This is a genomic window from Leifsonia sp. EB34 (assembly GCF_041260585.1).
In the GTDB taxonomy this organism is placed as follows: Bacteria; Actinomycetota; Actinomycetes; order Actinomycetales; family Microbacteriaceae; genus Leifsonia.
This window is the reverse complement of the sequence record NZ_JBGCCV010000002.1, coordinates 469,930-494,061: the sequence shown is the minus strand read 5'-3', so window position 1 is coordinate 494,061 and position 24,132 is coordinate 469,930. Positions and strand designations below refer to the sequence as shown.

Genomic DNA, 24,132 nt, shown 5'->3' with positions numbered 1-24,132 from the left:
GTCAGAAGTCGGCCAGGTTCTGCCGGAGGCCCCGGTCGCCGAGCTCGGTGCGCAGCAGGCCGCGCCTGCGCAGGGCGGGGACCAGCGGGTCGAGCGTGCGGTGCACATTGGCCGGGTGCACCTGGCCGGTGAAGAGGAACCCGTCGCCGCCGACGGCCTCCCCCAGCTCGCCCAGGTGATCGGCGACCTCGTCGGCGGTGCCGATGATCGCCAGGCCGTCCTTCTTCGCGCGGGTCTGCAGGATCTCGCGCAGCGTGGCGCCCGCGGGCGCGGAGGAGACGAAGTTGTCGAGCGTTCCGCGGTTGCTGTTGGTGGTGACCTCCGGCAGCGGCGCGTCGAGGTCGAAGGTCTTGAAGTCGACCCCGGTCAGGTAGCTGATCGACTGGAGCTGCTCGTCGATCGCGGCCTGGGTCAGCTCGGCACGCGCCGCCCGCACGCTCGCGGTCTCCTCGGCGTTCGCGGTCAGGATCGGCTGCACGACGAACAGCACCTTCACGGCGTCGGCGGGCCGGCCGTGCTGCACGGCGACCTCGCGGATGCTCTCGCGGTACTCGCGCATCCGCTCGGGGGTGGAGGCCAGCGCCAGCACCACGTCCGAGTTCTTGCCGGCGAAGTCGCGCCCGCGGCCGGAGGCGCCCGCCTGCACCATCACCGGGTCCTCGGGCGCCGGCGCGGTGTTGAGCGGCCCGCGGACCCGGAAGAACCGGCCCTCGTGGTCGATGGTGTGCACCTTGCGGTAGTCGGCGAAGACGCCGCCCTCGACGTCCTCGACGATCGCGTCGGGCTCCCAGCTCCGCCAGAGCTTGCGGACGACCTCCACCCACTCGTCGGCGCGGTCGTAGCGGAGGTCGTGCTCGACCTGCTTGTCGAGGCCGTAGTTCTGCGCGGCGAGGTCGGAGCCGCTGGTCACCACGTTGAAGCCGAGCCGGCCGCCGGCGAAGTGCTGCAGCGTGCTGAGCAGGCGGGCGGCGGTGAACGGCTCGTAGAAGCTCGCGCTGAGCGTCGGCACGATGCCGAGCCGGGAGGTCGCGCCGAGCAGGTACGGCACCAGCGGCAGCGGGTCGTGCTTCGGGACGAAGCGCGCCGCGGCCAGGTTCACTTCGGCCGAGCCGCCATAGGTGTCGGGCACGGCCACGCCGTCCTCGATGATGAAGAGGTCGAAGCCGGCGCCCTCGAAGGCACGGGCGGCGTCCTGGTAGATCTGCGGCTGCTTCCAGTCGTAGCCGACGCCGTAGGTCGGGTCGCCCCAGCCCTGCACGCCGAAGCCCGCGCCGAGGAACCAGCCGAAGTGGAGGAGTGCCATGCGTTCCCTGCTGTCCGTGGCCGCATGAGCGGCCGTCGTGTCGTGTCGAGTCGTACTGCGGTGCGTGCCGCGGTGTCAGTCGACGCTGACGCCCGTGGCGCTCAGCCAGTCCGCGTCGTACGCCTTCGTCAGGTAGTTGGTGCCGCCGTCCGGGGCGATCGCCACGATGACCGACCCGGGCCGCGCCTCCCGCGCCACCCGCAGAGCCGCCGCGACGGCCAGAGCCGACGACGGTCCGAGCAGCAGCGCCTCCTCGGCGGCGAGCCGGCGGAGCGTGCGGTAGACCACCCCATCCTCGACCGTGTGCACCTCGTCCACCACCCCCGGGTCGAAGGTCTGCGGCCAGAAGGCGCGCGGCCACGCGGTCCCGACGCCGTCGACCAGGATGCGGCCGGCTGCGCCGCCGTCGTAGGTCGAGCCGGCCGGGTTGGCGCCGTGCACCTCGACCGCGCCGCCGCTGACCTCTTTGAGGTACCGGCCGGTGCCGCTCACGGTGCCGCCGGTGCCGATGGCGGCGACGAAGTGGGTGACCTTTCCGGCGGTCTGCCGCCAGATCTCCGGGCCGGTGCCGCGGTAGTGGGCCTCCGGGTTCGCGGTGTTCGCGAACTGGGCGGGGCGCCAGGAGTTCGGGGTCTCGGCGGCGATCCGGTCGGCGACCGCGCGCGGGTTGGCTGGGTCGTCGGGCCCGGCCTCCCAGTCGGCCTCCACGAGGCGGGCGCCGTAGGCCGCGAGGACCTTGCGCTTCTCGTCGGAGATGTCGGAGGCGTGGACGATCACGACCGGGTGGCCGGTGAGCCGGCCGATCAGGGCAAGGCCGATGCCCGTGTTGCCGCTGGTGGCCTCCACGATGGTGCCGCCGGGGGCGAGCACACCGGCCGCCTCCGCGGTGCGGATCATGTTGAGGGCGATGCGGTCCTTCGACGAGCCGCCGGGGTTGCGGCCCTCCAGCTTGACCAGGACCCGCACGTCGAGCCCGGACGGGAGCGAGTGCAGCTCGACGATGGGGGTGTTGCCGATGAGCGCCGCCGCCGAGTCGCACACCTCGCCCAGCGGGAGGTTCCCGGGGGCGGAGGCGGGGATGAGATCGAGCGCGGTCATGCAGGAACGATAGGCCCGTGCGCTGGGAAGCGCACGGGCTGTTTCGACGTGTTACACGGGCCGGAGAGCGCCCGCGGTCCATGATGGAACCTTTCGAGCCGATCGGACAGTAAGGGATATGAACAACGCTGGATCGGACGAGGCCGATGCCTGGTCCCGGGCGCGGGATGGGGATCCTGACGCGTTCACGTCCCTCTTCGACACGCATCGCGACCGTGTGTTCGGGCACGCGTTGCGACTCGTCCGCCAGCCGCATGACGCCGAGGACATCACCGCCATCGTCTTCCTGGAAGCCTGGCGCCGTCGCGACGCCGTGCGCGTAGTCGACGGCTCGATCATCGCCTGGCTACTGGTCACGGCGAACAACACCGTCCACAATCTCGAACGCGGTAAACGCCGCTACCGCCGGGCGCTCGCCCGGATGTCCGAGCCCGATCACGAGCCCGACCACGCCGACCATGTCGCCGACGACCTCGACAACCGGGAACGGGACCGTCGCGTCCGCGACGCGTTCGCCACCCTGTCGACCGCCGATCAGAACGTGATCACGCTCTGCGTGCTCGAGGAGCTTCCACTCGCCGAAGCGGCACGCACGCTCGGTGTCCCCGTCGGGACGGTCAAGTCCCGGCTCTCCCGCGCCAAGCGCCGATTGGGCGATCTCGCGCTCGTCTCCGAACCGCCCCACCCCGCCTTCGAAGGAGGTGCAGAATGACCGCCACCGGCCCCGCTTTCGACCCGGCGCGCAGCGCCATCCTCCGCGACATCCTGCACGAGACCGTCGCCCACGCTCCAACGAAACCCTCACGCACGCGCTTCGCCATCGTGGGCGCCCTCGTCGGAGCCGCCGTCCTCCTCGCTGGGGGAACCGCCGCCCTCGCGCTCAGCGGGGCGCTGCACTTCGGGTCTCAGGAGCCTGCGCCGCTACCGGCTCCGACACCGAGCACGACATCCACGCCGACGCCCACACCGACACCGACACCGACGTCGTCCACTCGCCCCATCGCCGTCCAGACCACGCCGATCGAGTGGCACGACGTCGCCGAGCCCGCGGCAGCTCCCTGGTCGCTGGACCTCCCGGGGACGGGACGGAAATGCGAGCAGCACCACGTCTACGACATCGCCGACGGCCTCGCACTCGTTCAGCTAGGCGCACATGTCGTGGGCGACGGCAGCCCCGATTGCGTGGACGACCTGCAGCACGTGTCGCTGTCCCTCGTAGACACCCAACGGGGACGGGCGCTCTGGACGCGGGAGTGGACGTGGCACGCTCAGCCGGAGTACGACGTCGACGTCATCGTGCTCGGCACCTCGGGGCGGGTCCTCGTCGCGGACCAGGTACTCGGGGGCGGACCTCACGACGTCCTCGACCTGGCGACCGGCCGGACCCTGGCCGATTTCGCCGGCCAGAAGAACGACGTGACGCTCAACGCTGTGGCGGTCCCGGGTGATTCGGGCGATGTCATCATGACCACACCGAACGCGATCGTCCGAGCCGACCCCCGCGACATGCGCTCGCCGCGCTGGTCGACGACCATTCCCGGCAAGAGTGCGTGGGTGTATCCGCTCTCAGGAGCCACCGACTTCCTTCCGGTCAGCATCCTGCTGAACACGCCTGGCCCCGACGGTGGGCCGTACGGGGCCGACCGCGTCGACCTCCAGACCGGTCGGTTGGATCCCGGATGGAGCAACAATGCCCTCGTCCGCACGGCGCCCCACCTGGCGGTCGTGACCGCCTACGACTCGGGACGACCCACCGTGCTCAGCGGACTCGACGCCTCTGGTGGGACGACCTGGACTCGGCAGCTCCCGCCCGACGCCGATGTCCGCGCCGTCCATTCACTGGCCGGGGTCCCCGGCGGTGACGTGAACAATCCCGCTGTCACCGACCTCATCGCTGTCATAACCTCGTCCGAACTGACCCTCCTCGACGCCGGCTCGGGCGAGGCCCGCTGGTCAGCACCCGCGACTCGATGCGGTCTGACCGGGAGCCCGGGTCTCGGCTGGGTCGTCACCGATGCCTTCCTGGACCCCGCTCACGACACATTCACCCTCGTGCACGACAGCGCCAAAACCTGCACCTTCGCGGCGTCGACGGGCGCACCTCATCCCGTTCCTGATGTGCCGAGTGGGACGATCATGTTCTTCGGACCCGCGAACACGTACGTGACCTCGCTCCTCCCCCCGAATCTCGTGCTCACCGCGTACGACCGCCAGTCAGGCTCGAAGCTGTGGAGCACGACCACCAGGGACTCCGGTCGATTCGCCGTGTGGAGCTTCGCAGGTGGCTACCTGGTGCGGCTGGACGGCGACCGGTTGGAGGGGCTGGGCTGATGCGCGCGGTTCACGCGCCGACGGCGACAGGGCGTGCGGGGTCGTTCGACCAGGCGGAGAACGAGCCAGGGTACAGCGCGGGCACGGGCAGCCCGGCGGCCTCCATCGCGAGGGCGGCGTGCGCGGCGGTCACCCCGGAGCCGCAGTAGACGCCCGTGGGGGTGTCCGCGGTCACGCCGAGCTCGGCGAACCGGGCGGCGAGCCGCTCGGGGCTCAGCATCCGGCCGTCCGGCCCGATGGTGTCGGCGGTCGGAGCGCTGACCGCGCCCGGGATGTGCCCGGCGCGCGGGTCGACCGGCTCCACCTCGCCGCGGAACCGCTCACCGGCCCGCGCGTCGAGCAGCACGCCGCTCGCCGCGAGCGCTGCGGCGGCGTCCGCGTCGAGCGTCGGGAGCGAACCGTAGGCGAGGTGCACCGTCCCGGGAACGGGAGCGGAGCTCTCCGTGTCGAGACCGCCGCCGAACGCGATCCAGGCGGCGAGGCCGCCGTCGAGCACGCGCACGTCCTCGAAGCCGGCATAGCGCAGCAGCCACCAGAGCCGGGCCGCGGACGTGCCGGAGACGTCGTCGTAGACGACCACGCTGTCCCCGTCGTTCACGCCCCAGCGACGGGCGGACGCCTGGAACGCCTCGATGGCCGGCAGCGGGTGGCGGCCGTCCGTCGGCAGGCCATGCCCGGCGAGCTCGGTGTCCAAGTCGACGTATACCGCCCCAGGAATGTGCCCCTTCGCGAACTCCTCGACCCCGGGAGGGCCGCCGAGCTTCCAGCGCACATCGAGCACCCGCAGCGTCGACGGCCGCCGGCCGGCGCTGCTCCACAGGGACTCGGTCCCGGAAGCGGCGTCCAGCGCGGCGGCCGTGATCAGCGGAGAGTTCCGCATCGTCATGTCAGTGACCGCTCGACGCCTTCGCGTTCGACTCGTACGAGGTGTTGGTCGACTCGAAGAAGTTGACCAGCTCGAGCGTGTCGTTGGCGGTCGCCATCCACTTGGCCGGGTTGGAGACCTTGTACTCGGCCTCGAAGCCCAGCTCCTCCAGCCGGCGGTCGGCCAGGTAGCGGACGTACTGGTTGATGTAGTTGGCGTTCAGGCCCAGGATGCCGCCGGGCAGGAGGTCGCGGTTGTACTGCTCCTCCATCTCCACGGCGTCCAGGATCATCTGACGGATCTCGTTCGCGAACTCCGGCGTCTGCAGGTCGGGGTTCTCCTCCAGCACCGTCAGGATGAGGTTGATGCCGAACTTGAGGTGCAGCGACTCGTCGCGCACCACCCAGTCGATCAGCGAGCCGAAGTTGCGCAGCAGGTTCCGCTGACGGAACGACAGCGCCACCATGAAGCCCGAGTAGAACCAGATGCCCTCGAGGATCACGTTGTAGGCCACGAGGTTGCGGATGAAGTCCTGCTTGCCCTCGGTCGTCGTGATGTCGAGCGTCTGCTCGGTCATCCGCTTGATGAAGCCGACCTCGAACTCCTCCTTGCGCGCCATCGACGGGATGTCGACGTGCGAGTTGTAGGCCTGCTCGCGGTCGATCGGGAACGTCTCCAGGACGTACTCGAACGACATGCAGTGGTTGGCCTCCTCCCACATCTGCTTGGCGAGGTAGAGGTGCGCCTCGGCCGCGTTGATGTAGGGGTAGACGCCGAAGGCCAGCGCCTTGTTCACCAGGAGCTCGTTCGGGTTGAAGTAGCTCATCAGGAAGGTGACCGCGTGACGCTCCTCGTCGGTCATCCGCTTGAAGTCGGCGATGTCCTCGCCGAGCTGGATCTCGTTGGGGAACCAGGTGTTCGCGACGGCCTGGTCGTAGAGGTCCATCGCCCACTGGTACTTCACCGGCTTGAGGAGGAGGCCTTCCTCGATTCCCGTTCCCAGGATGCCCATGTGTGTCTCTCTTCTTCTTCTTCTACGCGGCTACGGGCTTACTGGCAGGACTCGCACTGCAGGTCGTCCATGGGGTCGACCGGCACGTAGTACTCCTCGATCTTGGTGCTGTTCATTACTTGTCACCCCCAGCGGTGCTGTTGGAGGCCGGAGCGTTGGAGGTCAGGCCGCCGAAGCCGAACCCGCGGCGGGCGGGAGCGGCCGCCGGAGCGGTCTCGGTGACGGCCGGAGCCGCTGCCGGAGCGCCGGCGCCCACCGTGGCGAAGCCGGCACGGCCTCCCGAGATCTCCTCGGCCTTGTTGACCTTGACGGTCGACTGCTCGGCCTGGTGACGCGGCTTCATGTGCAGGTAGTAGGTCGTCTTGACGCCCTTCTCCCATGCGGCGTAGTAGATGTCCATCATGTCGCCGAGGTCGCGCGTCTCGAGGTACATGTTGCGGCTGATCGCCTGGTCGATCCACTTCTGGGCGCGGGCCGCCACCTCGATGAAGGCGTACGGCGAGAGCTGGAAGCTGGTCTTGAACGTGGCCTTGACCTCGTCCGGGATCGCCGCGATGCCCTGGATGTCGCCCTGCGAGCGCAGGATCGCCTCGCGGACGTCCTGCCAGATGCCGCGCTCCTGCAGCGTCTCGACCAGGTTGCGGTTGACCTCGAGGAACTTGCCCGAGGAGGTCGACCGGCTGAAGATCTGCGAGAACTGCGGGTCGAAGCCCGGCGTGGTGCCGGCGACGAGGCCGATGGAGGCCGTGGGCGCGATGGCCATCAGGGTGGCGTTGCGCATGCCGCCCTTGACCTTCTCGCGCAGGCGGTCCCAGTCGAGGCGGATGGTGCGGTCGACCGTGATCGGGAGGCCGCGGTCGGCCTCCGTCAGCGCGATCGAGTCGTAGGGCACCAGGCCCTTCGACCAGCGCGAGCCCTCGAAGTTCGGGTACGCGCCGCGCTCCTGCGCCAGGTCGGCGCTCTCGTCGATGGCCGCGTACGAGACGTGCTCCATGATCTCGTCGATCAGGGCGTACGCCTCTTCGCTCTCGTAGCTGAAGCCGAGGCGCTCGACGATGTCGGTGAAGCCCATGACGCCGAGGCCGATCGCGCGGTTCTGCTGGTTGGAGAAGTCGGCCTCGTCGACACTGGAGACCGTGATGTCGATCAGGTTGTCGAGCTGGCGGACGGCCTGGCGGGCGCTCGCCTCGATGCGCTCCCAGTCCATCTTGCCGTCGATCAGGTGACGCGACAGGTTGATGGAGGCCAGGTTGCAGACCGACACGTTGTCGCGGTCCTGCGGCAGCGTGATCTCGGTGCAGAGGTTGGAGAGGTGGATCGTGCCCGTGTTGTTGTTGAGGGCGCGGTTGTTGATGGTGTCCTTCCAGGTCAGCCACGGGTGGCTGGTGGTCTGGAGGCTCATCAGGATGTCCTTGAACTGCGAGCGGGCGCTGATCTTCTTGAACATGCGCAGCTCGCCGCGCTCGGCCATCGCGACGTACTCGGCGTAGCGCTCGGAGAACGCCTTGCCGTACAGCTCGTTGAGGTCGGCGACCTCCAGCGGGTCGAAGAGGTACCAGTCCTCGTCGTTCTGGACGCGCTTCATGAACTCGTCGCTGATCCACACCGCGGTGTTGGCGGTGCGGGTGCGGCGGTAGGGGTCGCCCGAGTTCTGGCGGAGGTCCAGGAACTCCGGGAAGTCCATGTGCCAGTTCTCCATGTAGAAGCAGAGGGCGCCGAACTTCTTGCCGCCCCGGCTGACCGCGCGCAGCACCGAGTCGATCGTGTGCATGAACGGGATCGGGCCGGTGGAGGTGGTGTTGTTGGAGCGGATGGGCGAGCCCTGGGCGCGGAGCTTGGTGACGGCGAGGCCGATGCCGCCGGTGCCCTTGGTGAGCCACATGACGTCGCGGACCGACTTGGCGATGTGCTCGATGTCGTCCTGCATCTCCATGACGAAGCAGTTGGAGAGCTGCGGGTAGGCGGTGCCGGCGTTGACGAGGGTGGAGCCCGCCGCCAGGTACTCCAGGCGCGACATCTTGTCGTAGAACGCGAGCGCGTGCGCGGTCGGGTCGGCCTCGTTGAGCGAGAGGCCCATCGCGATGCGCATCCAGAAGTACTGCGGCACCTCGAGGGAGTCGCCGTTGCGCGCCTTGATGCCGTAGCGGTTGTTGAGGGTGACGACGCCGATGTACTTGAGCAGCTCGTCGCGCGAGGGGTCGAGGTGGGCGGCCAGGCGGTCGAGGTCGAAGAGGGTGGTGAAGCGGGAGTCGAGGAGGGTCTCGGCGACGCCGCGCTCGACGTAGCCGCGGAAGTGGGAGGTGTGCAGCTCGGTGAGCTCGTCGAGGGTCTCGTAGTCGCCGAGGACGCGCTTGTAGATCGTCTTGAGGAGGAGGCGTGCGGCGACGGTGTCGAACGCCGGGTCGTCCTTGACGTTCTGGAGGGCGACCTGGATGACCGCCTCGTCGAGCTGCTGGGTCGTGATGCCGTCGAACAGGGTCAGCTCCAGCTCGCTCGCGATCTGGGTCACCCACGTGATGTTCTCGTCCAGACCGGCGGCCGCGTGCTCGATGGCCAGATTGATCTTGTTCGCGTCGTACGGCTCGCGCTCGCCGTTCCGCTTCACAACCGTGATAGCCACTGTCTCTCCCTCATTGTTTACCTCAACGGTGCCGCTCCGGTGAGCGGCGAAGTCCCATGCGGCCGGGCCTCGTGAACACCCGGGGAACGGCTTCCGGCCGCCCTCGGGAGCAGCTCGGCCCCCTGTCGCGTGAACCACTATATAGCCGGGTACCGACATTTCCATGCCCCCATATCTAGTGGGCGTGTCATCCACAGATGTGCAGAAGTTATGCACATTTCCACACCCCCTCGAATGGGTTTCATCGCCCTTTCGCGGCCGCCTCGGACCGATAGAGTGAGAAGACTGTGAGCAGCTACTCGAGCCTTCTGAAGACGCCCGGCGTCGCGCGGATCATCGCCGCGCAGCTCACCGCGCGCTTCCCGTTCGGGATGCTCTCTCTGGCGTTCCTGCTGCACATCGAACGCATCCACCACTCCTACGGCGCGGCCGGTCTCGTGCTCGGCGCGATGAGCATCGGGCAGGCCATCGCCGGTCCGATGACCAGCCGGCTGATGGGCGTGCTCGGGATGCGCACGGTGCTCTGGACGACCCTGGCGCTGTGCTCGGCCGCGGTGGCCGCGATCGGCCTGTTCGTGATGCCCATCCCGCTCACCATGACCGTCGCGTTCGTCGCCGGGCTCTGCATGCCGCCCATCCAGCCCGCCGTGCGCACGATCTACCCGAAGATGGTCAACTCCCGGCAGCTCACGCCCCTGTTCTCGCTCGACGCGTCGGCCCAGGAGATCATCTGGATCGCCGGCCCGGTCGCGATCACCTTCGTCTCCACCCAGATCGGCACCGTCGAGGGCATCCTGATGTCGGTGGCGATCATGCTGCTGGGCGGCGCCTGGTTCATCTCGTCGCCGGAAGTCGGCCGGGTGCGCATCCCGCGCAGCAAGCGCCGGTTCGGGGTGGTGCTGACGCGGCCGCCCGTGCTGCTGGCGACCGTGGTCGGCTTCCTGCTGATCGGCTCGTGCGCCGCGGTGGAGGCCGGTGTCGTCGCGAACTTCGGCGACGGCTCGCCGTTCGCCGGCATCGTCTTGGCGATCTGGTCGCTCGGCTCGCTGGTCGGCGGTCTCGCGTTCGGGCACATCCCGATCGGGCCGTGGGCGACCGCGCGCCGGATGCTGATCGTGTTCGTCGGCGTCGTGATCTCCAGCTTCATGCTGTGGTCGTGGTGGGGGCTCTCGCTGGCGCTGATCGTCGCGGGCCTCGGCATCGCACCGGCCCTGGCCGTGCTGTTCGCGATCGTGTCGGCGAGCGTCAAGTTCTCCGACACCGCCGAAGCCTACGGCTGGGTCGGCACCGGCCAGCTCATCGGCGCCGCGCTGGGCTCCGCTCTCGCCGGCTTCCTGATCGACTCCCAGGGCGCCGTGGGCGCGTTCTGGGTGGCGGCCGCTTTCGCGCTCGTCGGCTTCCTCGTCCCCGCGCTGGCCTGGCGCGTGCACCCCGACCTCCGCGGCCGCGACGCCTCCCCCATCCCCGACACCGAGCCCGTCCCCGTCCAGCCCTCTTAGCCGCCGAAACGTGACTAATCGCGGAAATCGTCCACAGCTTTTCCGCGTTTAGTCACGTCTCGGTCGCCGGCTGTGGAGAACGGGAGCGGGGATCGGGACAGTCCGGCAGGGTGGCGGGATGGGGAGACGGGCAGCGGAGTTAGGACGGGATTTCAGTTCGGGCACGTTCCGGACACGGGATGCCTTGGAGAGCGGCGTGTCGGCGGGACGGCTCCGGGCGAGCGACCTGCATACCCCGATCAGGGGCGTGCGGGTCGCCGGCGGGGACGCGGGACTGGAGACGCGCTGCCGCGCCTTCCTCCTGCACAGGCAGGAGCGGGTCGCGTTCAGCCACACGACAGCGGCGGAGCTGTTGGGAGCGCCCCTCCCGGCGGCAGCCCGCGCAGATGACCGGCTCCACGTGAGCGTCCCCGCCGGTGGGCGCGCCGTGCAGGCGGCATCCGTCGTCGGCCACACGCTCTCCGCCTGGAGGACGACCTCTTTTCGCGGCCTGCCGCTGACCACTCCCGAACAGATGTGGCTGGACCTGGCCGCCGTCCTCGGCCGCGACGCCCTCGTCGCCGTCGGGGACTGGCTGCTGAGCTACCGACACCCGCTGACGACGGCCGAAGCGCTGACGGAGATCGTCGGTACCGCATCCGGGAGGCGCGGTATCGCGACCGCGCGGGCTGCGCTGCCGCTCGTCCGAACGAGGTCGGAGTCGCCCGCCGAGACGCGGCTGCGGTTGATCCTCGTCGATGCGGGACTCGCGGAGCCGTGGCTGAACTATCTGATCCACCGTCCCGATGGGAGCTTCCTCGCGCGCGTCGATATGGCGTACCCGTTGGAGCGCGTGATCCTCGAATACGAGGGTGACGGCCACCGTGTCGACAGAGAGGTCTGGTTCCGCGACATCCACCGGCGCGAGCACCTCGAGGACCTCGGCTGGCGCGTCGTCCGCGTCACCGCCGCCGACCTCCGCACCCCGCTCCTTCTCCTCACCCGCCTCACCCGCCTCCTGGCGACGAGACGTGAATAGTCGCGGAAACCCGACGACGGATATCCGCGACTACTCACGTTTCACCAGCGGGGGTGCGTGGTGGCGCGGAAGGTGCGGTCGTAGAGGTCGCGGATTGCGTCGGCGAAGCCGGGCGGCAGCGCGACGTCCGCGGCGGCGGCGTTCGCGCGCGCCTGCTCGGGCGAGCGGGCGCCGGGGATGACGCTGCTCACGCCCTCCTGGGCGACGATCCACGCCAGGGCCGCCTGTGCTGGGGTCGCGCCCTCCGGCGCGAGGGCCGCGAACTCGCGTGCCGCGCGGACGCCCTCCGCGTAGTCGACGCCCGAGAAGGTCTCCCCCACGTCGAACGCCTCGCCGTGCCGGTTGTAGTTGCGGTGGTCGTCGGCGGCGAACTCCGTCGTCTCCGAGTAGCGCCCGCTGAGCAGCCCGGACGCCAGCGGCACCCGCGCGATGATGCCGACCCCGGCCTCCCGCGCCGCCGGCAGCACCTCGTCGAGCGGCTTCAGCCGGAATGCGTTGAGGATGATCTGCACGGTCGCCGTCCCCGGGCGCGCGATGGCCTCCAGCGCCTCGGCGCAGGTCTCGACGCTGACGCCGTAGTTGGCGATCGCGCCCTCCTCCACCAGGGTGTCGAGCGCGTCGTAGACGGCCGCGTTCGAGAACACCGGGGTGGGCGGACAGTGGAGCTGGACGAGGTCGAGCGTGTCCATCCCGAGGTTGCGGCGGGAGCGGTCCGTCCACTCCCGGAATTTCGCGAGCGTGAAGTTGGCCGGGTCCTGCGCCTCGCGGCGGCCCATCTTGGTCGCGACCGTCAGCGGCAGATCCGGGCGGGAGGCGCGGTACCGCCCGATGAGCTGCTCGCTGCGGCCGTCGCCGTAGACGTCGGCGGTGTCGAAGAAGGTGACCCCGGCCTCGGTCGCCGCGTCGAGGACGGCGAGCGCGTCGGCCTCGGTGACGTCGCCCCAGTCGGCGCCGAGCTGCCAGGTGCCGAGACCGATGACCGACACGTCGCGTCCGGTCCGTCCGAGTGTGCGATTCTGCATGCGGCCCAGCCTACGTGGACGGGCCTAGGCCGCGGCGACCGTGACCTCCTGGTCGCGGAAGTGCCCGGCCAGCATCCCCACCACTCCCACGGCGGCCCAGCCGACCAGCACCAGCCACGGGAACAGCGCGTCCGCCGACGGGAAGTACGACAGGTCGCGCAGCAGCGTGACGGACGCTCCGGGCACGAACCACTGCCCGATCGCGCCCCACGGCCCGACCAGGAACTGCAGCGGCTGCGCCGCGGCCGACAGCGGGTTGCCGACCAGCACAGTCAGCACCGCGCCGATGGCGATGCCGACGCGCCCGAACAGGGCGTTCATCCCGACCACGAAGGCCGCGGTCGCGAACATCGCCAGCCCGACGGCGAGCGCGTTCAGCCAGTAGTCGCCCTGCAGGATGCCGAACCAGCCCTGCAGGATGCCGGTGACCGCCAGCCCGCCGGCCACCCCGTAGAGCGCGACCGCACCCAGGCGCCGCCAGCTCCCGGCGACCAGCAGCGAGATGAGCACGCCGCCGAGCATCCCGCCGAGCACCAGCGGGAACGACGACGCCGCCAGCCCGAGCCCACGGGAGTCGGTGGAGGCGAGCGCAACGACATCGGTCACCCTCACCGTGATGGTCGGCGCCTTCGTGCCGGAGGGCGCGTGCCCCGAGGCGATCGCCTGCTGCACGGCCGCCTGCGCCTGCGCGTTCGCCGCGGTCTGGAGGGTGCCCGCGACCTGGTTCATGATCTGCGTGACCGCGGCGCCGTCGGCGGAGGCGGTCAGCACCTCCGGGTGGTCGCCCAGGACGATCGCCCCGTAGACATCCCGCTTCTCGATCGCGTCGACGGCCGCCTGCCGGTCGCTCAGGCTCGTGACCGCGAACGCGCCGCTCGCCGCTTTGTCGAGCTGTTTCTCCACGGCGCTCACCTGCGCAGTCGGGCCGGCGATCCCGATCGGGAGGTCCTTGACCGTGGAGGTGACGGTCGGCCAGAGGAAGGCGAGCAGGATGACGACGACGATGGCCGCCGCTCCCACGGCGAGCGCGAGGGCGCGCGCCCAGGGCGTGTGGACGACGGGACCCGCGGCGCGCTCCGGCCGCGCCGCGACGTGCTCGTGGTGCGCGGCGCCGTGCCGTTCTGCGTCGGGACGGCCCACGTCCCGGTCGGTGCTGGTGCTCATGACGGCCTCCACTCAAGAAAAACGAATGCTCGTTCTTTATAATCGACACCGCGGACGCTATTGTCAAGAACGAACGTTCTTTTTCCCGTCGCCAGGAGGGCCGGATGCCGAAGGTCACCGAGGAGTACCGCAGCGCTCGGCGTCACGAGATCGCCCAGGCCGCCCTCCGCTGCTTCGCACGCAACGGCTTCGCCGCCACCTCGATGGCCGACATCATCGCCGAGTCCGGGCTCTCCGCCGGGGCGATCTACGGGCACTTCAGCAGCAAGGACGAGCTGATGGAGTTGACCGCGTCGGAGATCCTCGACGCCCGGTTCCAGGAGGTCGAGGAGGCCCGCGCCCAACAGCCCCTCCCCACGCCCGGCGAGATCGTCCGCCTGCTCGTCACCGGCCTGATGACGCACCTGCCGGACATCCAGCTCCTCGTGCAGGTCTGGGGGCAGGTGCCGATCAATCCGCGGCTGAAGCAGATCTCGTCCGAGATCGGCAGCCGGATCCGCGCCATGTTCGCCGGCTACCTCACGGACTGGCACACCCAGACGCTGCCCGTCGAGGAGGCGCGCGCCCTCGCCGAGCGGCAGGCGCCCGTCTACATGGGGTTGGTGCAGGGCTACGTCACCCAGACCGTCCTGTTCGACGGCTTCGACGGGGAGGCCTACCTCGCGGTGGTCGCCTCGATGTCCCTGGCCGACTGACCGGCGTCGCAGGCCGCCGCGACCACCCGCGCGAGCCGCTTGCGGATGAGGTGGTCGTTGGCCTCCACCCGGTGCATCGTCACGTGCCGCATGGCCTCGATCACCGCGAGGCTGCCGGGCGCGATGAAGGCGTCCATCGTGCCGTAGACGACCTCCACTGGACAGCTCTTGCCATCAAGACCGCGCACCCGCGCCAGGTCCCCGATCACGGTCTGTCGTTCGACGCAGTTCTCGAGTGACAGCACGAACGGGCGCCAGCTCTTCTCGGTGATCTCGAAGACGTTCTTGATCGGCAGCAGCTTGCCCAGGACGGCGGCGTTGCGGAGCGTGAACTCCTTGTTGGTGCGCAGGAACTCGTACGCGCGCAGGTAGGCACTGACCCGGGTGCGCACGCGGCGGTCGCCGATCTCGGAGGGCGTCCCGTACACGGGAGGCCCGACCAGCACGAGCCGGCTGAGGGCTCCGGGATGCTCGGCGGCGTACCGCGTGACGATGAGGCTGCCGAGCGAGTGGCCGACGAGCACGAAGGGCGCCCGCAGTCGCAGTGAGCGCAGTGTCCGGTCGAGCGCGGCCACGTGCTCCTCGATGGTGTACTGCGCGTCCTCGGGCGCCGGCGAGCGCCCGAAGCCGAGGATGTCGATCGAGATGGCGCGATGCCGCGGCTCGAGCAACGGCACCAGGTTCTGGAACGTCACCGACGACGACGCGATGCCGTGCACGAGCACGACGACCGGCCCCTCCCCCACATCCGAGGCGACGTGCAGCAGCGGAGCGCGGCGGCGGCCGAGCCGGCGGCGCCACCGGTCGAGGAGGCCGCGAAGACCGCCTCCCGACGGGTCCGCGCCGATGCCCGCGCCGCCGCCCGCGTCGCCGCCCGTCACGCCGGCCACCACGACGGGGTGAGCCGGTCGAGCAGCGCGAGCAGCGCCTCCACATCCCGCGGCCGCGGCCGGCCGAGCCAGACCTCAATCGCGCCGATGATGCCGTCGGCGAGGTAGCGCTCGATCGTGCGCCGCTGCAGGTCGTCGTCCGCGGGCACGCTGACGCTGTGCTGGTCGAGCAGCAGTTCGATGGAGGCCTGGAAGTGCTCGCTGAGCATCGCGTGGAGGCCGGCCTCCGAGCCCTCGGCGCCGAGGCCGCGCCGGTACACGGCGTCGTGCTCGTCCACGTGCTGGAGGACGGCCCGGGTGACGCCACGGATCGCCGCCGCGGCGTCGTCGGGCGCGACGTCCACGAGGTACGCGGCGCGCAGCTCGTCGAGCTCGGCGCGCAGCACGCGCTGCAGCAGGGCGGCGGGCGAGGCCGCGTACTCGTAGACGGTCGACCTGTGAACGCCCGCGGCGGCGGCGAGGCCGGAGACCGTCACCTCGCCGATCGGCTGCTCGCCGGCGAGCGCGAGCACGGCGGTGCTCAGCCGCGCCAGCGTCTTCTCCTGGCGGGCGTCGAGGTGCGCCCGGTCGGGCGCAGGCGACGGGCCGGCGCCGGTGTTCGCTCGGAGCGCAGCCGGCCGCGGGCCGTTCGGCCTCCCTGTGTTCACCTTCCGATCGTACAATGGACTTATCCGACAGGTGTCGGATATCTGGAAGGAGAACATTCATGGCTCAGTACGATGTCGCCGGCCGGTCCGCGATCGTCACCGGAGGCGGCTCGGGCATCGGACGCGCAGTGGCGCTGACCCTCGCGGCCAGCGGTGCCGCCGTCCTGGTCACCGACCTGAACGCGGAGCACGCCCAGGCCGTCGTCGCCGAGATCGAGGCCGCGGGCGGAACCGCCGCAGCCCTCGCCGGCGACGTGACCGACCCCGCGTTCGCCACGGCGAGCGTCGAGGCCGCCAACGCCCTCGCGCCCCTGAAGATCGCGGTCAACAACGCCGGCATCGGCGGGGAGGCCGCCCCGGTCGCCGACTATTCGCTGGAGAGCTGGCGGAAGGTCATCGAGGTCAACCTCAACGCGGTGCTGTACTCGATGCAGCCGCAGCTCACCGCGATGGCGGAGAACGGCGGCGGTGCGATCGTCAACATGGCGTCCATCCTCGGCAGCGTGGGCTTCGCCAACTCGTCCGCCTACGTCACCGCCAAGCACGGCCTCCTCGGTCTCACCCAGAACGCGGCTTTGGAGTACGCCGACAAGGGCGTGCGCGTCGTCGCCGTCGGCCCCGGCTTCATCAAGACGCCCCTGGTGGAGGCCAACCTGAGCCCCGAGGCGCTGCAGTTCCTAGCGGGCAAGCACGCGCTCGGCCGGCTGGGCGAGCCGGAGGAGGTGGCGTCCCTCGTCGCCTTCCTCGCCTCCGACGCCGCATCGTTCATCACCGGCAGCTACCACCTGGTGGACGGCGGCTACACCGCCTCCTGAGTCGCTCGAGGGGCACGGAGACGTTTTGCAGGCGTTAACGTGCCCCTCGGCGGTGGGAGACCTAGGGTGGGGAGCGTGAGCGTCGAGAGCGAGCTGTTGAGCGATGAGCGACTGGAGCGGTTCCGCTCCCGGGCCGCCGAGTACGACGCGGAGAACCGGTTCTTCACCGAGGACTTCGCCGAACTGGCCGACGCCGGCTACCTGAAAGCCCTGGTGCCGGCCGAGTTCGGCGGCCTGGGACTCTCGCTGGAGCAGACCGCGCGCCTGCAGGTCCGGCTCGCGGGCGCGGCACCCGCCACGGCCCTCGCGGTGAACATGCACCTGGTCTGGACCGGCGTCGCCAAGACGCTTCGCGACCGCGGCGACGACTCCCTGGAGTTCCTGCTCCGGGAGGCCGGCGCCGGCGAAGTCTTCGCGTTCGGGCTGAGCGAGGCGGGCAACGACCTCGTGCTGTTCGGGTCGACCACCGAGGCCCGGCCGGAACCCGACGGCTCCTACCGCTACTACGGCACCAAGATCTTCACCTCCCTCTCCCCGGCATGGACCCGGCTCGGCACGATGGGCCTCGACACGACGAGCGCCGACGCCCCGAAGATCGTCTACGGCTTCGTGGAGCGCACCGGCGGCGGCTTCGAGATCCGCCAGGACTGGGACACCCTCGGGATGCGCGCGACCCAGAGCAACACGACCGTGCTCGACGGCGCGCCGGCTCGCGCGGACCGCGTGGTGCGCCGCCTCGACCCCGGACCCAACCCGGACCCGCTCGTGTTCGCGATCTTCGCGAACTTCGAGCTGCTGCTCGCCGCGGTCTACACCGGGATCGGCGCCCGGGCACTGGAACTCGCCGTCGGCTCCGCCCACCGCAGGAAGAGCCTCAAGAACGACGGCCGCAGCTACGCCAACGACCCGGACATCCGCTGGCGCGTCGCCTCGGCGGCGATCGACCAGGACGCCCTCCTCCCCCAGCTCGACGCGATCACCCGCGATATCGACACCCTCGCCGACCACGGAGCGCAGTGGTTCCCCAAGCTGGTGGGGATGAAGATCCGTGCCACCGAGACCGCCCGCCGGGTCGTGGACCAGGCCATCCGAGTCTCGGGAGGATCGACCTTCTTCACCGGCAACGAGCTCGGGAGGCTGTACCGCGACGTCCTGGCGGGCCTCTTCCACCCGTCCGACGCCGAGTCCGCGCACGGCACCGTCGCGAACGCCTGGCTCGGCCCGATCGAGGAGTGACCGCCATGCAGCAGCTCACCGCCCAGCACTTCGCCGACCGGCTGGCCCGCGGGGCCGCGCAGGCGAAGGAGGCCGGACTGGACGCCCTCCTGGTCGCCCCGGGGCCCGACCTGGCCTACTTCGCCGACTACCTCCCGCCGGCGACCGAGCGGCTGACAATGCTGGTGATCCCGACCGAGGGCGAGCCGACGATGGTGGTGCCCGTCCTGGAGCACGACAGCGCCGCCGCCACCCGTGCCGCCGGCGCGATCCGCCTGGTCACCTGGGCGGACGGCGAGGACGAGCACGCGCCCCTGGTCGACCAGCTCTGGTCGGGCGGCCGGTACGCCGTCTCGGACTCGGCCTGGGCGCTGCACCTGCTGGCGCTCCAGCACGAACTCCCGGATGTGCGGTTCGCCCCGTTCTCGGCCGCACTGCCGATGCTGCGCGCGGTGAAGGGGCCGGACGAGATCGACCGGCTGGCCGCCGCCGGGGCCGCCGCCGACGCGACCTTCGAGGACATCCTGACCGTCGCCTTCGCCGGCCGCCGGGAGAACGAGGTCGCCGCCGACCTCGACCGGCTGCTGCGCGAGCACGGCCACTCCCAGGTGGACTTCACCATCGTCGGCTCCGGCCCGAACGGCGCCAACCCGCACCACGAGGCCGGCGACCGCGTCATCCAGCAGGGCGACATGGTGGTGCTCGACTTCGGCGGCCTGATGGACGGCTACGGATCCGACACCACCCGCACCGTCCACGTGGGCGAGCCCACCGACGAGGAGCACGAGGTCTTCGAGGTGGTCAAGCGCGCCCAGCAGGCCGCGTTCGAGGCGGTCGCGGTCGGCGTGCCGCTGCAGGAGATCGACCGCACCGCCCGCGCCGTCATCCGGGATGCCGGCTACGGCGACTACTTCGTCCACCGGGTCGGCCACGGCATCGGCACCACCACGCACGAGCCGCCCTACCTGGTGGAGGGCGAGGAGCAGCCGATCGTCGCCGGGATGTGCTTCTCCATCGAGCCGGGAATCTACCTGCCGGGGAGGTTCGGCGTGCGCATCGAGGACATCGTGGTCGCCGACGACGACGGCGGCCACCGGCTGAACAACACCAGCCACGAGCTCCACCTCGTGCAGTGACCGCGTCGACGGCCCGCACGGGCGACCCGCAGAGCGCCGACGGGGGGCGCCCCGAAGCTGACCGCGCGCAGGCCGAGCGCGACCGGACCGAGCGAGTCCGGGCCGAGCGCGCCCAGGCCGAGCGCCGCGACGCCGAGCGCCGCCGGGCGCTCCGCAGCATGAAGGCGCTGGCGACCAGCCTGCTCGCCGTCGCGGCCGTGATCTTCGCCGTCTCGTTCGCGCTGCAGGACCGCTACCCGTGGCTCGGCTTCGTGCGCGCCGCCGCGGAGGGTGCGATGGTCGGCGCGCTCGCGGACTGGTTCGCCGTGACGGCGCTGTTCAAGCACCCGCTGGGCCTGCGCATCCCGCACACCGCGATCATCCCGACCCGCAAGGACGAGATCGGCGAGACGCTGGGCGAGTTCGTGGAGACGGAGTTCCTGTCCGACGACGTGGTCGCGACCCGGCTGGCCGCCTACGACGTGGCCGGCGCCGCCGCGCGCTGGCTGACCGAGCCGGGCAACGCGCGCCGGGTCGTGGACGAGGCCTCCGGCGCCGTGGTCGGCTTCTTCGGGCTGCTGGACGACGACCGGATGCGGGAGGCCGTGGAGGCGGTCGTGCGCACCCACGTGATCGAGCCGGAGTGGGCGCCCCCGATCGGGCGCCTCGGCGTGCGCGTCCTCAGCTCCGGTGGCCATCACGCCGCCGTCGACCTGCTGCTGGACCGTTTCGACGACTGGCTGGTAATCCATCCCGACGCCCTGAGCAACCTGGTCTCCGGCCGCCTGCCGTCCTGGCTGCCCTCCTTCGTGGACCGGCTGGTGGACGAGCGCGTGTACCAGGAGCTGCGCCACTTCATCGCCGACGTGCGCCGCGACCCCGCGCACCGCGCCCGCCGGGCGTTCGACGGCTACCTCGCCGAGCTCGCCGACCGCCTCCAGCACGACCCGGAGACGATCGCGGGGCTGGAGGCCGCGAAGGAGCGCGCGTTCGACGACCCGCGCATCCGCGAGCTCGCCGGGCAGGCCTGGGCGGCCGCGCGCACGGCTGCTGTGGACGCTCTCAGCGACCCGGACAGCGAGTTCCGCAACCGGGTGTCCGCCGCCCTCGCCGACGCCGCCGGACGGGTCGCCGCGGACCCGGAGCTGCGGGCCTCCCTCAACCAGCGCATCTCCGGCGCGGCCGGCCACCTGGTGTCGACGTACCGGCACGACATCGCGAGCGTCATCACGGAGACCGTGCGGGCGTGGGACCCGGCGGAGACCACCGACAAGATCGAGGTGCAGGTCGGGCGAGACCTGCAGTTCATCCGGATCAACGGGACGGTGGTCGGTGCTTTGGCGGGCCTGGCGATCTACACGATCGCGACGCTGATCGCGGCCGCGTTCTGACTCCGACGGGAAACGCTAGGCGCGGCGGAGTGCGCGGCGGCGCGCGAACGGGATGGCGGCGACGCGCCAGCCGACCAGGAACACCCCGAGCACCACGAACGCCACGGCGATGAACGCGGGCTCCACGCCCTGCCCCGCGGAGGTGCGGATGAGCATCCCCAGCGCGACCGTCATCAGCCAGACCGGGATGCCCGCCCAGAGCAGCGCGAGCGGGCGGCGCCAGGCCCAGGTGACCAGCCAGCCGGCGATCAGGCCGATGAAGAACGGCCAGTAGGTGGTGAGCACCCCGGAGGCGCTCGCCGCCTCGCCGTGACTGCGGCGGCCGACGAGGACGAACACGAGGATCAGGGCGGCGTCGATCACGAACGCCACGGTCGCTGTCCTCCAGGATTTCACGCGTTGATGTTATGTTGCCGCGCCCGTGCGTTCGCTGGGTGCGACCCGGGCGAGAGCTTCAATAGACTGGCCGCGTCCCGCCCCGCGCCCGAGGAGCAGCCGTGCCCAATTCCGACTTCCTGGCCCAGCCGTCCCTGCCCCGCCCGGAGGTCGGGGCCGACGACGCCGCGGCCGTGGCCGAGAGCGCGTTCGGGCTCACCGGGCGGGTCACCGAGCTGGGCAGCAACCAGGACCGCAACTTCCTCATCGACACCGGAACGCGGCGCTACGTGCTCAAGATCGCCAACCCGGTCTTCGCGGTCGAGGAGCTGCACGCCCAGAACGCCGCGCTCGCGCTGCTCGCCGGTGGCGACGCGCGTATCCCGGCTGTCGTGGCGGCCCGCGACGGGGGCGACGTCGTCGCCGTGGACGTGCGCGGAAGGACGCTTCACGCCCGCGTCCTGAGCTTCCTCGACGGGGAGCCGCTGACCGAGGTCGCGCGGCTGAGCACCGAGCAGCTCCGCACCCTCGGCCGGCTCTCCGGGAGCATCGCCGCGGGCCTCGCCGGGCTGCGGCATCCCGGGCTCGCCCACACCACCCAGTGGGACGCGCGGGTCGGCGGCGACGTCGTCGCGCTGCTCGCCGGGCACGTCCCCCAGCCGGCCAAGCGGCAGGCCGTGGTGGCGGCAGCGGAGGCGGCGCTCGCCGCCCTGGAGCCGCTGCGGCGGCGGCTGCGGGTGCAGGCCATCCACGGCGACGTGACCGACGACAACATCGTGCTGGGCGACGACGGCCCCGGCGTGATCGACTTCGGCGACGTCGCGGACGGCTGGCTGGTCGCCGAGCTCGCGGCCACCGTGACCAGCGCCCTGCACCACCAGCCGGAGGACCCGCTGGCGGTGCTGGAGGTCATCGACGCGTTCCACGCGGAGGCGCCGCTCGACGACGCCGACCTCGCGGCGCTCTGGCCGCTGGTCGTCCTGCGCGGCGCGGTGCTCGTGGTCAGCGGCGAGCAGCAGGTCGCCCTCGACGGGGACAACGCCTACGCCGACGAGAACCGGGCGCACGAGTGGGTCGCGCTCGACGCGGCGCGGCGGCTGCCGTTCGCGGAGGTGGAGGCGGCGATCCGGGCGCGGCTGGCGGCGAGCGACGGCACGCCGGACGCGCCGGCGCTCGGCCGGCTCATCGCGCTCGAGAGCGCCGACGCCCACCTCGCCGACTTCTCCGTCACCGGCCACGACCTGGACGAGGGCCGCTGGCAGCGCGCCGACGCCGAGGACGCCGTGCTCGGACGGATCTGCCGCGAGCACGGCCACGCGCTCACCCGCTACGCCGAGGCCCGGCTCACCCGCGCACGGCTCGATCGCACCGAGCCGTCGCCGACGATCGCGCTCGGCGTCACGCTCGACGCCCCGGCCGGGACCGTCGTCCACGCACCGTTCGCCGGCGAGCTGCGGCTGGTGGAGGGCGCCTGGCTGCTGCAGGGCGACACAGTCGGCCTCTGGCTGGACGGACTGTCCCGCCCGCTGACCACGGCCTCCGTCGAGCGCGGGGAGGCCATCGGCAGCGCCGTGCGGCTCACGGCGCAGCTCAGCCGGGTGCCCGGCTGGCGGCCTCCCGCGTTCGTGACTCCCGCGCTGCCGCCGGCGATGTGGAGCACGGTCTCCCCCGACCCGTCCGACCTCTTCGGCCTCGACCTGGCAGCGCCCTCCGCCGATCCGGCCGGGGTGCTGTCGCGCCGGGACTCGTCGTTCGCGCGCGTGCAGGAGCACTACTTCGCCGAGCCTCCGCTGATCGAGCGCGGCTGGCGGCACCACCTGTTCGACACCGGCGCGCAGAGCTACCTGGACATGGTCAACAACGTGACCCAGATCGGGCACGCGCACCCGCGGCTCGTGCGTGCCGTCCACGACCAGTGGGCGCTGCTCAACACGAACTCCCGCTTCCACTACGAGGAGCTCTCCCGGTTCACCGAGCGGCTGGCGGACGTCGCGCCCGACGGGCTGGACACCGTCTTCCTCGTCAACAGCGGCAGCGAGGCGGTCGACCTCGCCCTCCGGCTCGCGCAGGTGCACACCGGCCGGCGGACCATCCTGGCGGTGACGGAGGCCTACCACGGCTGGACAGTCGGCGCCGACGCCGTCTCGTCGTCGCTGGGCGACAACCCGCGCGCGCTGGAGACCCGGCCGGACTGGGTGGAGCTGATCGCCTCGCCGAACGTCTTCCACGGCCGGCACCGCGGGCTCGGCTCCGGGCCTGCTTACCTTGAGGAACTGGACGAGCAGCTCGCCGCCCTCGACGCTGCCGGTAGCGGCCTCGCGGGCTTCATCGCGGAGCCGGTCTTCGGCAACGCCGGCGGCCTGATGCTGCCCGACGGCTACCTCGCCGGAGTGTACGAGCGGGTGCGCGCCCGCGGCGGCGTCTGCATCGCCGACGAGGTGCAGGTCGGCTACGGCCGGCTCGGGCATTACTTCTGGGGCTCCGCGCAGCAGGGCGTCGTCCCGGACGTGATCACGGTGGCGAAGGCGATGGGCAACGGGCATCCGCTCGGCGCGGTCATCACCCGCCGGGAGATCGCCGAGTCGTTCGCGGCGGAGGGGTCGTTCTTCTCCTCCGCCGGCGGCAGCCCGGTCAGCTCGGTCGTCGGGCTGACGGTGCTCGACGTGATGCGCGACGAGCGGCTGCAGGAGAACGCGGCCGAGGTGGGCGACCACCTGGCCGCGCGGCTGCGGGCGCTCGGGGAGCCGCATCCGCTCGTCGGCGCGGTGCATGGGATGGGCCTGTACCTCGGCGTGGAGCTGGTGCGCGACCGGGAGACGCTGGAGCCGGCGACGGCCGAGGCCGCGCTGGTGTGCGAGCGGATGCTGCGGGAGGGCGCGATCGTGCAGCCCACCGGCGACGGCAAGAACGTGCTGAAGATCAAGCCGCCGCTCTGCATCACGCGCGAGAGCGCCGACCGGTTCGTGGACGCACTGGACCTGGTGCTGGCGACGATCTAGGCGCGCTCCGCTGCCTTCACGCTCGCCTTGACTGGTACCCCTAGTGGGTATAAAGTCG

At 71.1% G+C, this 24,132-nt stretch carries 20 protein-coding genes; 10 read left to right on the top strand and 10 right to left on the bottom strand.

Translation table 11 applies throughout. The features are described 5' to 3' along the window. Position 1: 1 nt before the first annotated feature. The gene (locus ABIA36_RS11840; RefSeq protein ID WP_369962586.1) at positions 2 to 1,303 is read right to left on the bottom strand and encodes an NtaA/DmoA family FMN-dependent monooxygenase; all 1,302 of its coding nucleotides are present in this window, start codon (positions 1,301 to 1,303) and stop codon (positions 2 to 4) included. A gap of 75 nt (positions 1,304 to 1,378) precedes the next feature. Further along, positions 1,379 to 2,401, bottom strand: a complete 1,023-nt coding sequence (locus tag ABIA36_RS11835) for a PLP-dependent cysteine synthase family protein (protein WP_369962584.1) — start codon at positions 2,399 to 2,401, stop codon at positions 1,379 to 1,381. 118 nt (positions 2,402 to 2,519) lie between these two features. Between ABIA36_RS11835 and ABIA36_RS11830 the strand changes: the two genes are divergently transcribed. Both ABIA36_RS11830 and ABIA36_RS11825 read left to right on the top strand, forming a co-directional pair. Beyond that, positions 2,520 to 3,113 (top strand): RNA polymerase sigma factor, encoded by a 594-nt coding sequence (locus tag ABIA36_RS11830; protein WP_369962583.1) that lies wholly within the window; start codon positions 2,520 to 2,522, stop codon positions 3,111 to 3,113. Next, the gene (locus ABIA36_RS11825) at positions 3,110 to 4,732 is read left to right on the top strand and encodes a PQQ-binding-like beta-propeller repeat protein (RefSeq protein ID WP_369962581.1); all 1,623 of its coding nucleotides are present in this window, start codon (positions 3,110 to 3,112) and stop codon (positions 4,730 to 4,732) included. Before ABIA36_RS11830 ends, ABIA36_RS11825 begins: the two co-directional genes overlap by 4 nt. 10 nt (positions 4,733 to 4,742) lie before the next feature. Here the strand turns inward: ABIA36_RS11825 and ABIA36_RS11820 are convergent, their stop codons facing one another. The 3 genes from ABIA36_RS11820 to ABIA36_RS11810 form a co-directional block, all read right to left on the bottom strand. Beyond that, complete coding sequence (locus ABIA36_RS11820) at positions 4,743 to 5,618, bottom strand: sulfurtransferase (RefSeq protein ID WP_369962580.1); 876 nt, start codon at positions 5,616 to 5,618, stop codon at positions 4,743 to 4,745. 1 nt (position 5,619) lies between these two features. After that, complete coding sequence (locus tag ABIA36_RS11815; RefSeq protein WP_345834361.1) at positions 5,620 to 6,609, bottom strand: ribonucleotide-diphosphate reductase subunit beta; 990 nt, start codon at positions 6,607 to 6,609, stop codon at positions 5,620 to 5,622. A 115-nt stretch (positions 6,610 to 6,724) separates the two neighbouring features. Next, a complete protein-coding gene (locus ABIA36_RS11810) occupies positions 6,725 to 9,229 on the bottom strand; it encodes a ribonucleoside-diphosphate reductase subunit alpha (RefSeq protein WP_369962578.1) in 2,505 nt (834 codons plus the stop codon). A gap of 287 nt (positions 9,230 to 9,516) precedes the next feature. Between ABIA36_RS11810 and ABIA36_RS11805 the strand changes: the two genes are divergently transcribed. Further along, positions 9,517 to 10,728, top strand: coding sequence for an MFS transporter (locus ABIA36_RS11805; protein ID WP_369962576.1), 1,212 nt, complete (start codon positions 9,517 to 9,519; stop codon positions 10,726 to 10,728). Positions 10,729 to 10,924: 196 nt separating this feature from the next. Beyond that, entirely contained in the window at positions 10,925 to 11,746 is an 822-nt protein-coding gene (locus ABIA36_RS11800) for a hypothetical protein (protein ID WP_369962575.1), read from the top strand. Positions 11,747 to 11,787: 41 nt separating this feature from the next. Here ABIA36_RS11800 and ABIA36_RS11795 read toward each other — a convergent pair whose 3' ends face one another. Together ABIA36_RS11795 and ABIA36_RS11790 are read right to left on the bottom strand one after the other, a co-directional pair. Continuing rightward, positions 11,788 to 12,768 carry an aldo/keto reductase gene (locus ABIA36_RS11795; RefSeq protein ID WP_369962573.1) on the bottom strand — a complete coding sequence of 327 codons (981 nt, stop codon included), beginning with the start codon at positions 12,766 to 12,768 and terminating at the stop codon, positions 11,788 to 11,790. Between the two features lie 24 nt (positions 12,769 to 12,792). Next, the gene (locus tag ABIA36_RS11790) at positions 12,793 to 13,932 is read right to left on the bottom strand and encodes an ABC transporter permease (protein WP_369962572.1); all 1,140 of its coding nucleotides are present in this window, start codon (positions 13,930 to 13,932) and stop codon (positions 12,793 to 12,795) included. A 104-nt stretch (positions 13,933 to 14,036) separates the two neighbouring features. Here ABIA36_RS11790 and ABIA36_RS11785 point away from each other — a divergent pair, with 104 nt between their 5' ends. Beyond that, positions 14,037 to 14,627 carry a TetR/AcrR family transcriptional regulator gene (locus ABIA36_RS11785; RefSeq protein ID WP_369962571.1) on the top strand — a complete coding sequence of 197 codons (591 nt, stop codon included), beginning with the start codon at positions 14,037 to 14,039 and terminating at the stop codon, positions 14,625 to 14,627. Here the strand turns inward: ABIA36_RS11785 and ABIA36_RS11780 are convergent. Both ABIA36_RS11780 and ABIA36_RS11775 read right to left on the bottom strand, forming a co-directional pair. Next, entirely contained in the window at positions 14,588 to 15,517 is a 930-nt protein-coding gene (locus ABIA36_RS11780; protein WP_369962570.1) for an alpha/beta hydrolase, read from the bottom strand. The genes ABIA36_RS11785 and ABIA36_RS11780 overlap by 40 nt on opposite strands. Continuing rightward, positions 15,505 to 16,164, bottom strand: a complete 660-nt coding sequence (locus tag ABIA36_RS11775; protein WP_369962569.1) for a TetR/AcrR family transcriptional regulator — start codon at positions 16,162 to 16,164, stop codon at positions 15,505 to 15,507. Before ABIA36_RS11775 ends, ABIA36_RS11780 begins: the two co-directional genes overlap by 13 nt. A 59-nt stretch (positions 16,165 to 16,223) precedes the next feature. Here ABIA36_RS11775 and ABIA36_RS11770 point away from each other — a divergent pair, with 59 nt between their 5' ends. From ABIA36_RS11770 to ABIA36_RS11755, 4 genes are all read left to right on the top strand, one after another. Further along, positions 16,224 to 16,979, top strand: coding sequence for an SDR family NAD(P)-dependent oxidoreductase (locus tag ABIA36_RS11770; protein WP_369962568.1), 756 nt, complete (start codon positions 16,224 to 16,226; stop codon positions 16,977 to 16,979). 75 nt (positions 16,980 to 17,054) lie between these two features. Beyond that, positions 17,055 to 18,215, top strand: a complete 1,161-nt coding sequence (locus ABIA36_RS11765; protein ID WP_369962566.1) for an acyl-CoA dehydrogenase family protein — start codon at positions 17,055 to 17,057, stop codon at positions 18,213 to 18,215. 5 nt (positions 18,216 to 18,220) lie between these two features. Beyond that, a complete protein-coding gene (locus ABIA36_RS11760) occupies positions 18,221 to 19,330 on the top strand; it encodes an aminopeptidase P family protein (RefSeq protein ID WP_369962565.1) in 1,110 nt (369 codons plus the stop codon). Then, positions 19,327 to 20,700: a DUF445 domain-containing protein gene (locus ABIA36_RS11755; protein WP_369962563.1), complete on the top strand. Its 1,374-nt coding sequence runs from the start codon at positions 19,327 to 19,329 to the stop codon at positions 20,698 to 20,700. Before ABIA36_RS11760 ends, ABIA36_RS11755 begins: the two co-directional genes overlap by 4 nt. 15 nt (positions 20,701 to 20,715) lie before the next feature. Here the strand turns inward: ABIA36_RS11755 and ABIA36_RS11750 are convergent, their stop codons facing one another. Beyond that, on the bottom strand, positions 20,716 to 21,096 hold the full coding sequence (locus tag ABIA36_RS11750) for a DUF3054 domain-containing protein (RefSeq protein WP_369962561.1): 381 nt from the start codon (positions 21,094 to 21,096) through the stop codon (positions 20,716 to 20,718). 101 nt (positions 21,097 to 21,197) lie between these two features. Between ABIA36_RS11750 and ABIA36_RS11745 the strand changes: the two genes are divergently transcribed. After that, entirely contained in the window at positions 21,198 to 24,074 is a 2,877-nt protein-coding gene (locus ABIA36_RS11745; RefSeq protein ID WP_369962560.1) for an aminotransferase, read from the top strand. Positions 24,075 to 24,132 lie beyond the last annotated feature (58 nt).

What these genes read in the sequence shown, in the direction of transcription:
- ABIA36_RS11840 (WP_369962586.1), bottom strand. Translation starts at nt 1,303, where the DNA reads ATGGCACTCCTCCACTTCGGCTGGTTCCTCGGCGCGGGCTTCGGCGTG.
- ABIA36_RS11835 (WP_369962584.1), bottom strand. Translation starts at nt 2,401, where the DNA reads ATGACCGCGCTCGATCTCATCCCCGCCTCCGCCCCCGGGAACCTCCCG.
- ABIA36_RS11830 (WP_369962583.1), top strand. Translation starts at nt 2,520, where the DNA reads ATGAACAACGCTGGATCGGACGAGGCCGATGCCTGGTCCCGGGCGCGG.
- ABIA36_RS11825 (WP_369962581.1), top strand. Translation starts at nt 3,110, where the DNA reads ATGACCGCCACCGGCCCCGCTTTCGACCCGGCGCGCAGCGCCATCCTC.
- ABIA36_RS11820 (WP_369962580.1), bottom strand. Translation starts at nt 5,618, where the DNA reads ATGACGATGCGGAACTCTCCGCTGATCACGGCCGCCGCGCTGGACGCC.
- ABIA36_RS11815 (WP_345834361.1), bottom strand. Translation starts at nt 6,609, where the DNA reads ATGGGCATCCTGGGAACGGGAATCGAGGAAGGCCTCCTCCTCAAGCCG.
- ABIA36_RS11795 (WP_369962573.1), bottom strand. Translation starts at nt 12,768, where the DNA reads ATGCAGAATCGCACACTCGGACGGACCGGACGCGACGTGTCGGTCATC.
- ABIA36_RS11790 (WP_369962572.1), bottom strand. Translation starts at nt 13,932, where the DNA reads ATGAGCACCAGCACCGACCGGGACGTGGGCCGTCCCGACGCAGAACGG.
- ABIA36_RS11785 (WP_369962571.1), top strand. Translation starts at nt 14,037, where the DNA reads ATGCCGAAGGTCACCGAGGAGTACCGCAGCGCTCGGCGTCACGAGATC.
- ABIA36_RS11770 (WP_369962568.1), top strand. Translation starts at nt 16,224, where the DNA reads ATGGCTCAGTACGATGTCGCCGGCCGGTCCGCGATCGTCACCGGAGGC.
- ABIA36_RS11760 (WP_369962565.1), top strand. Translation starts at nt 18,221, where the DNA reads ATGCAGCAGCTCACCGCCCAGCACTTCGCCGACCGGCTGGCCCGCGGG.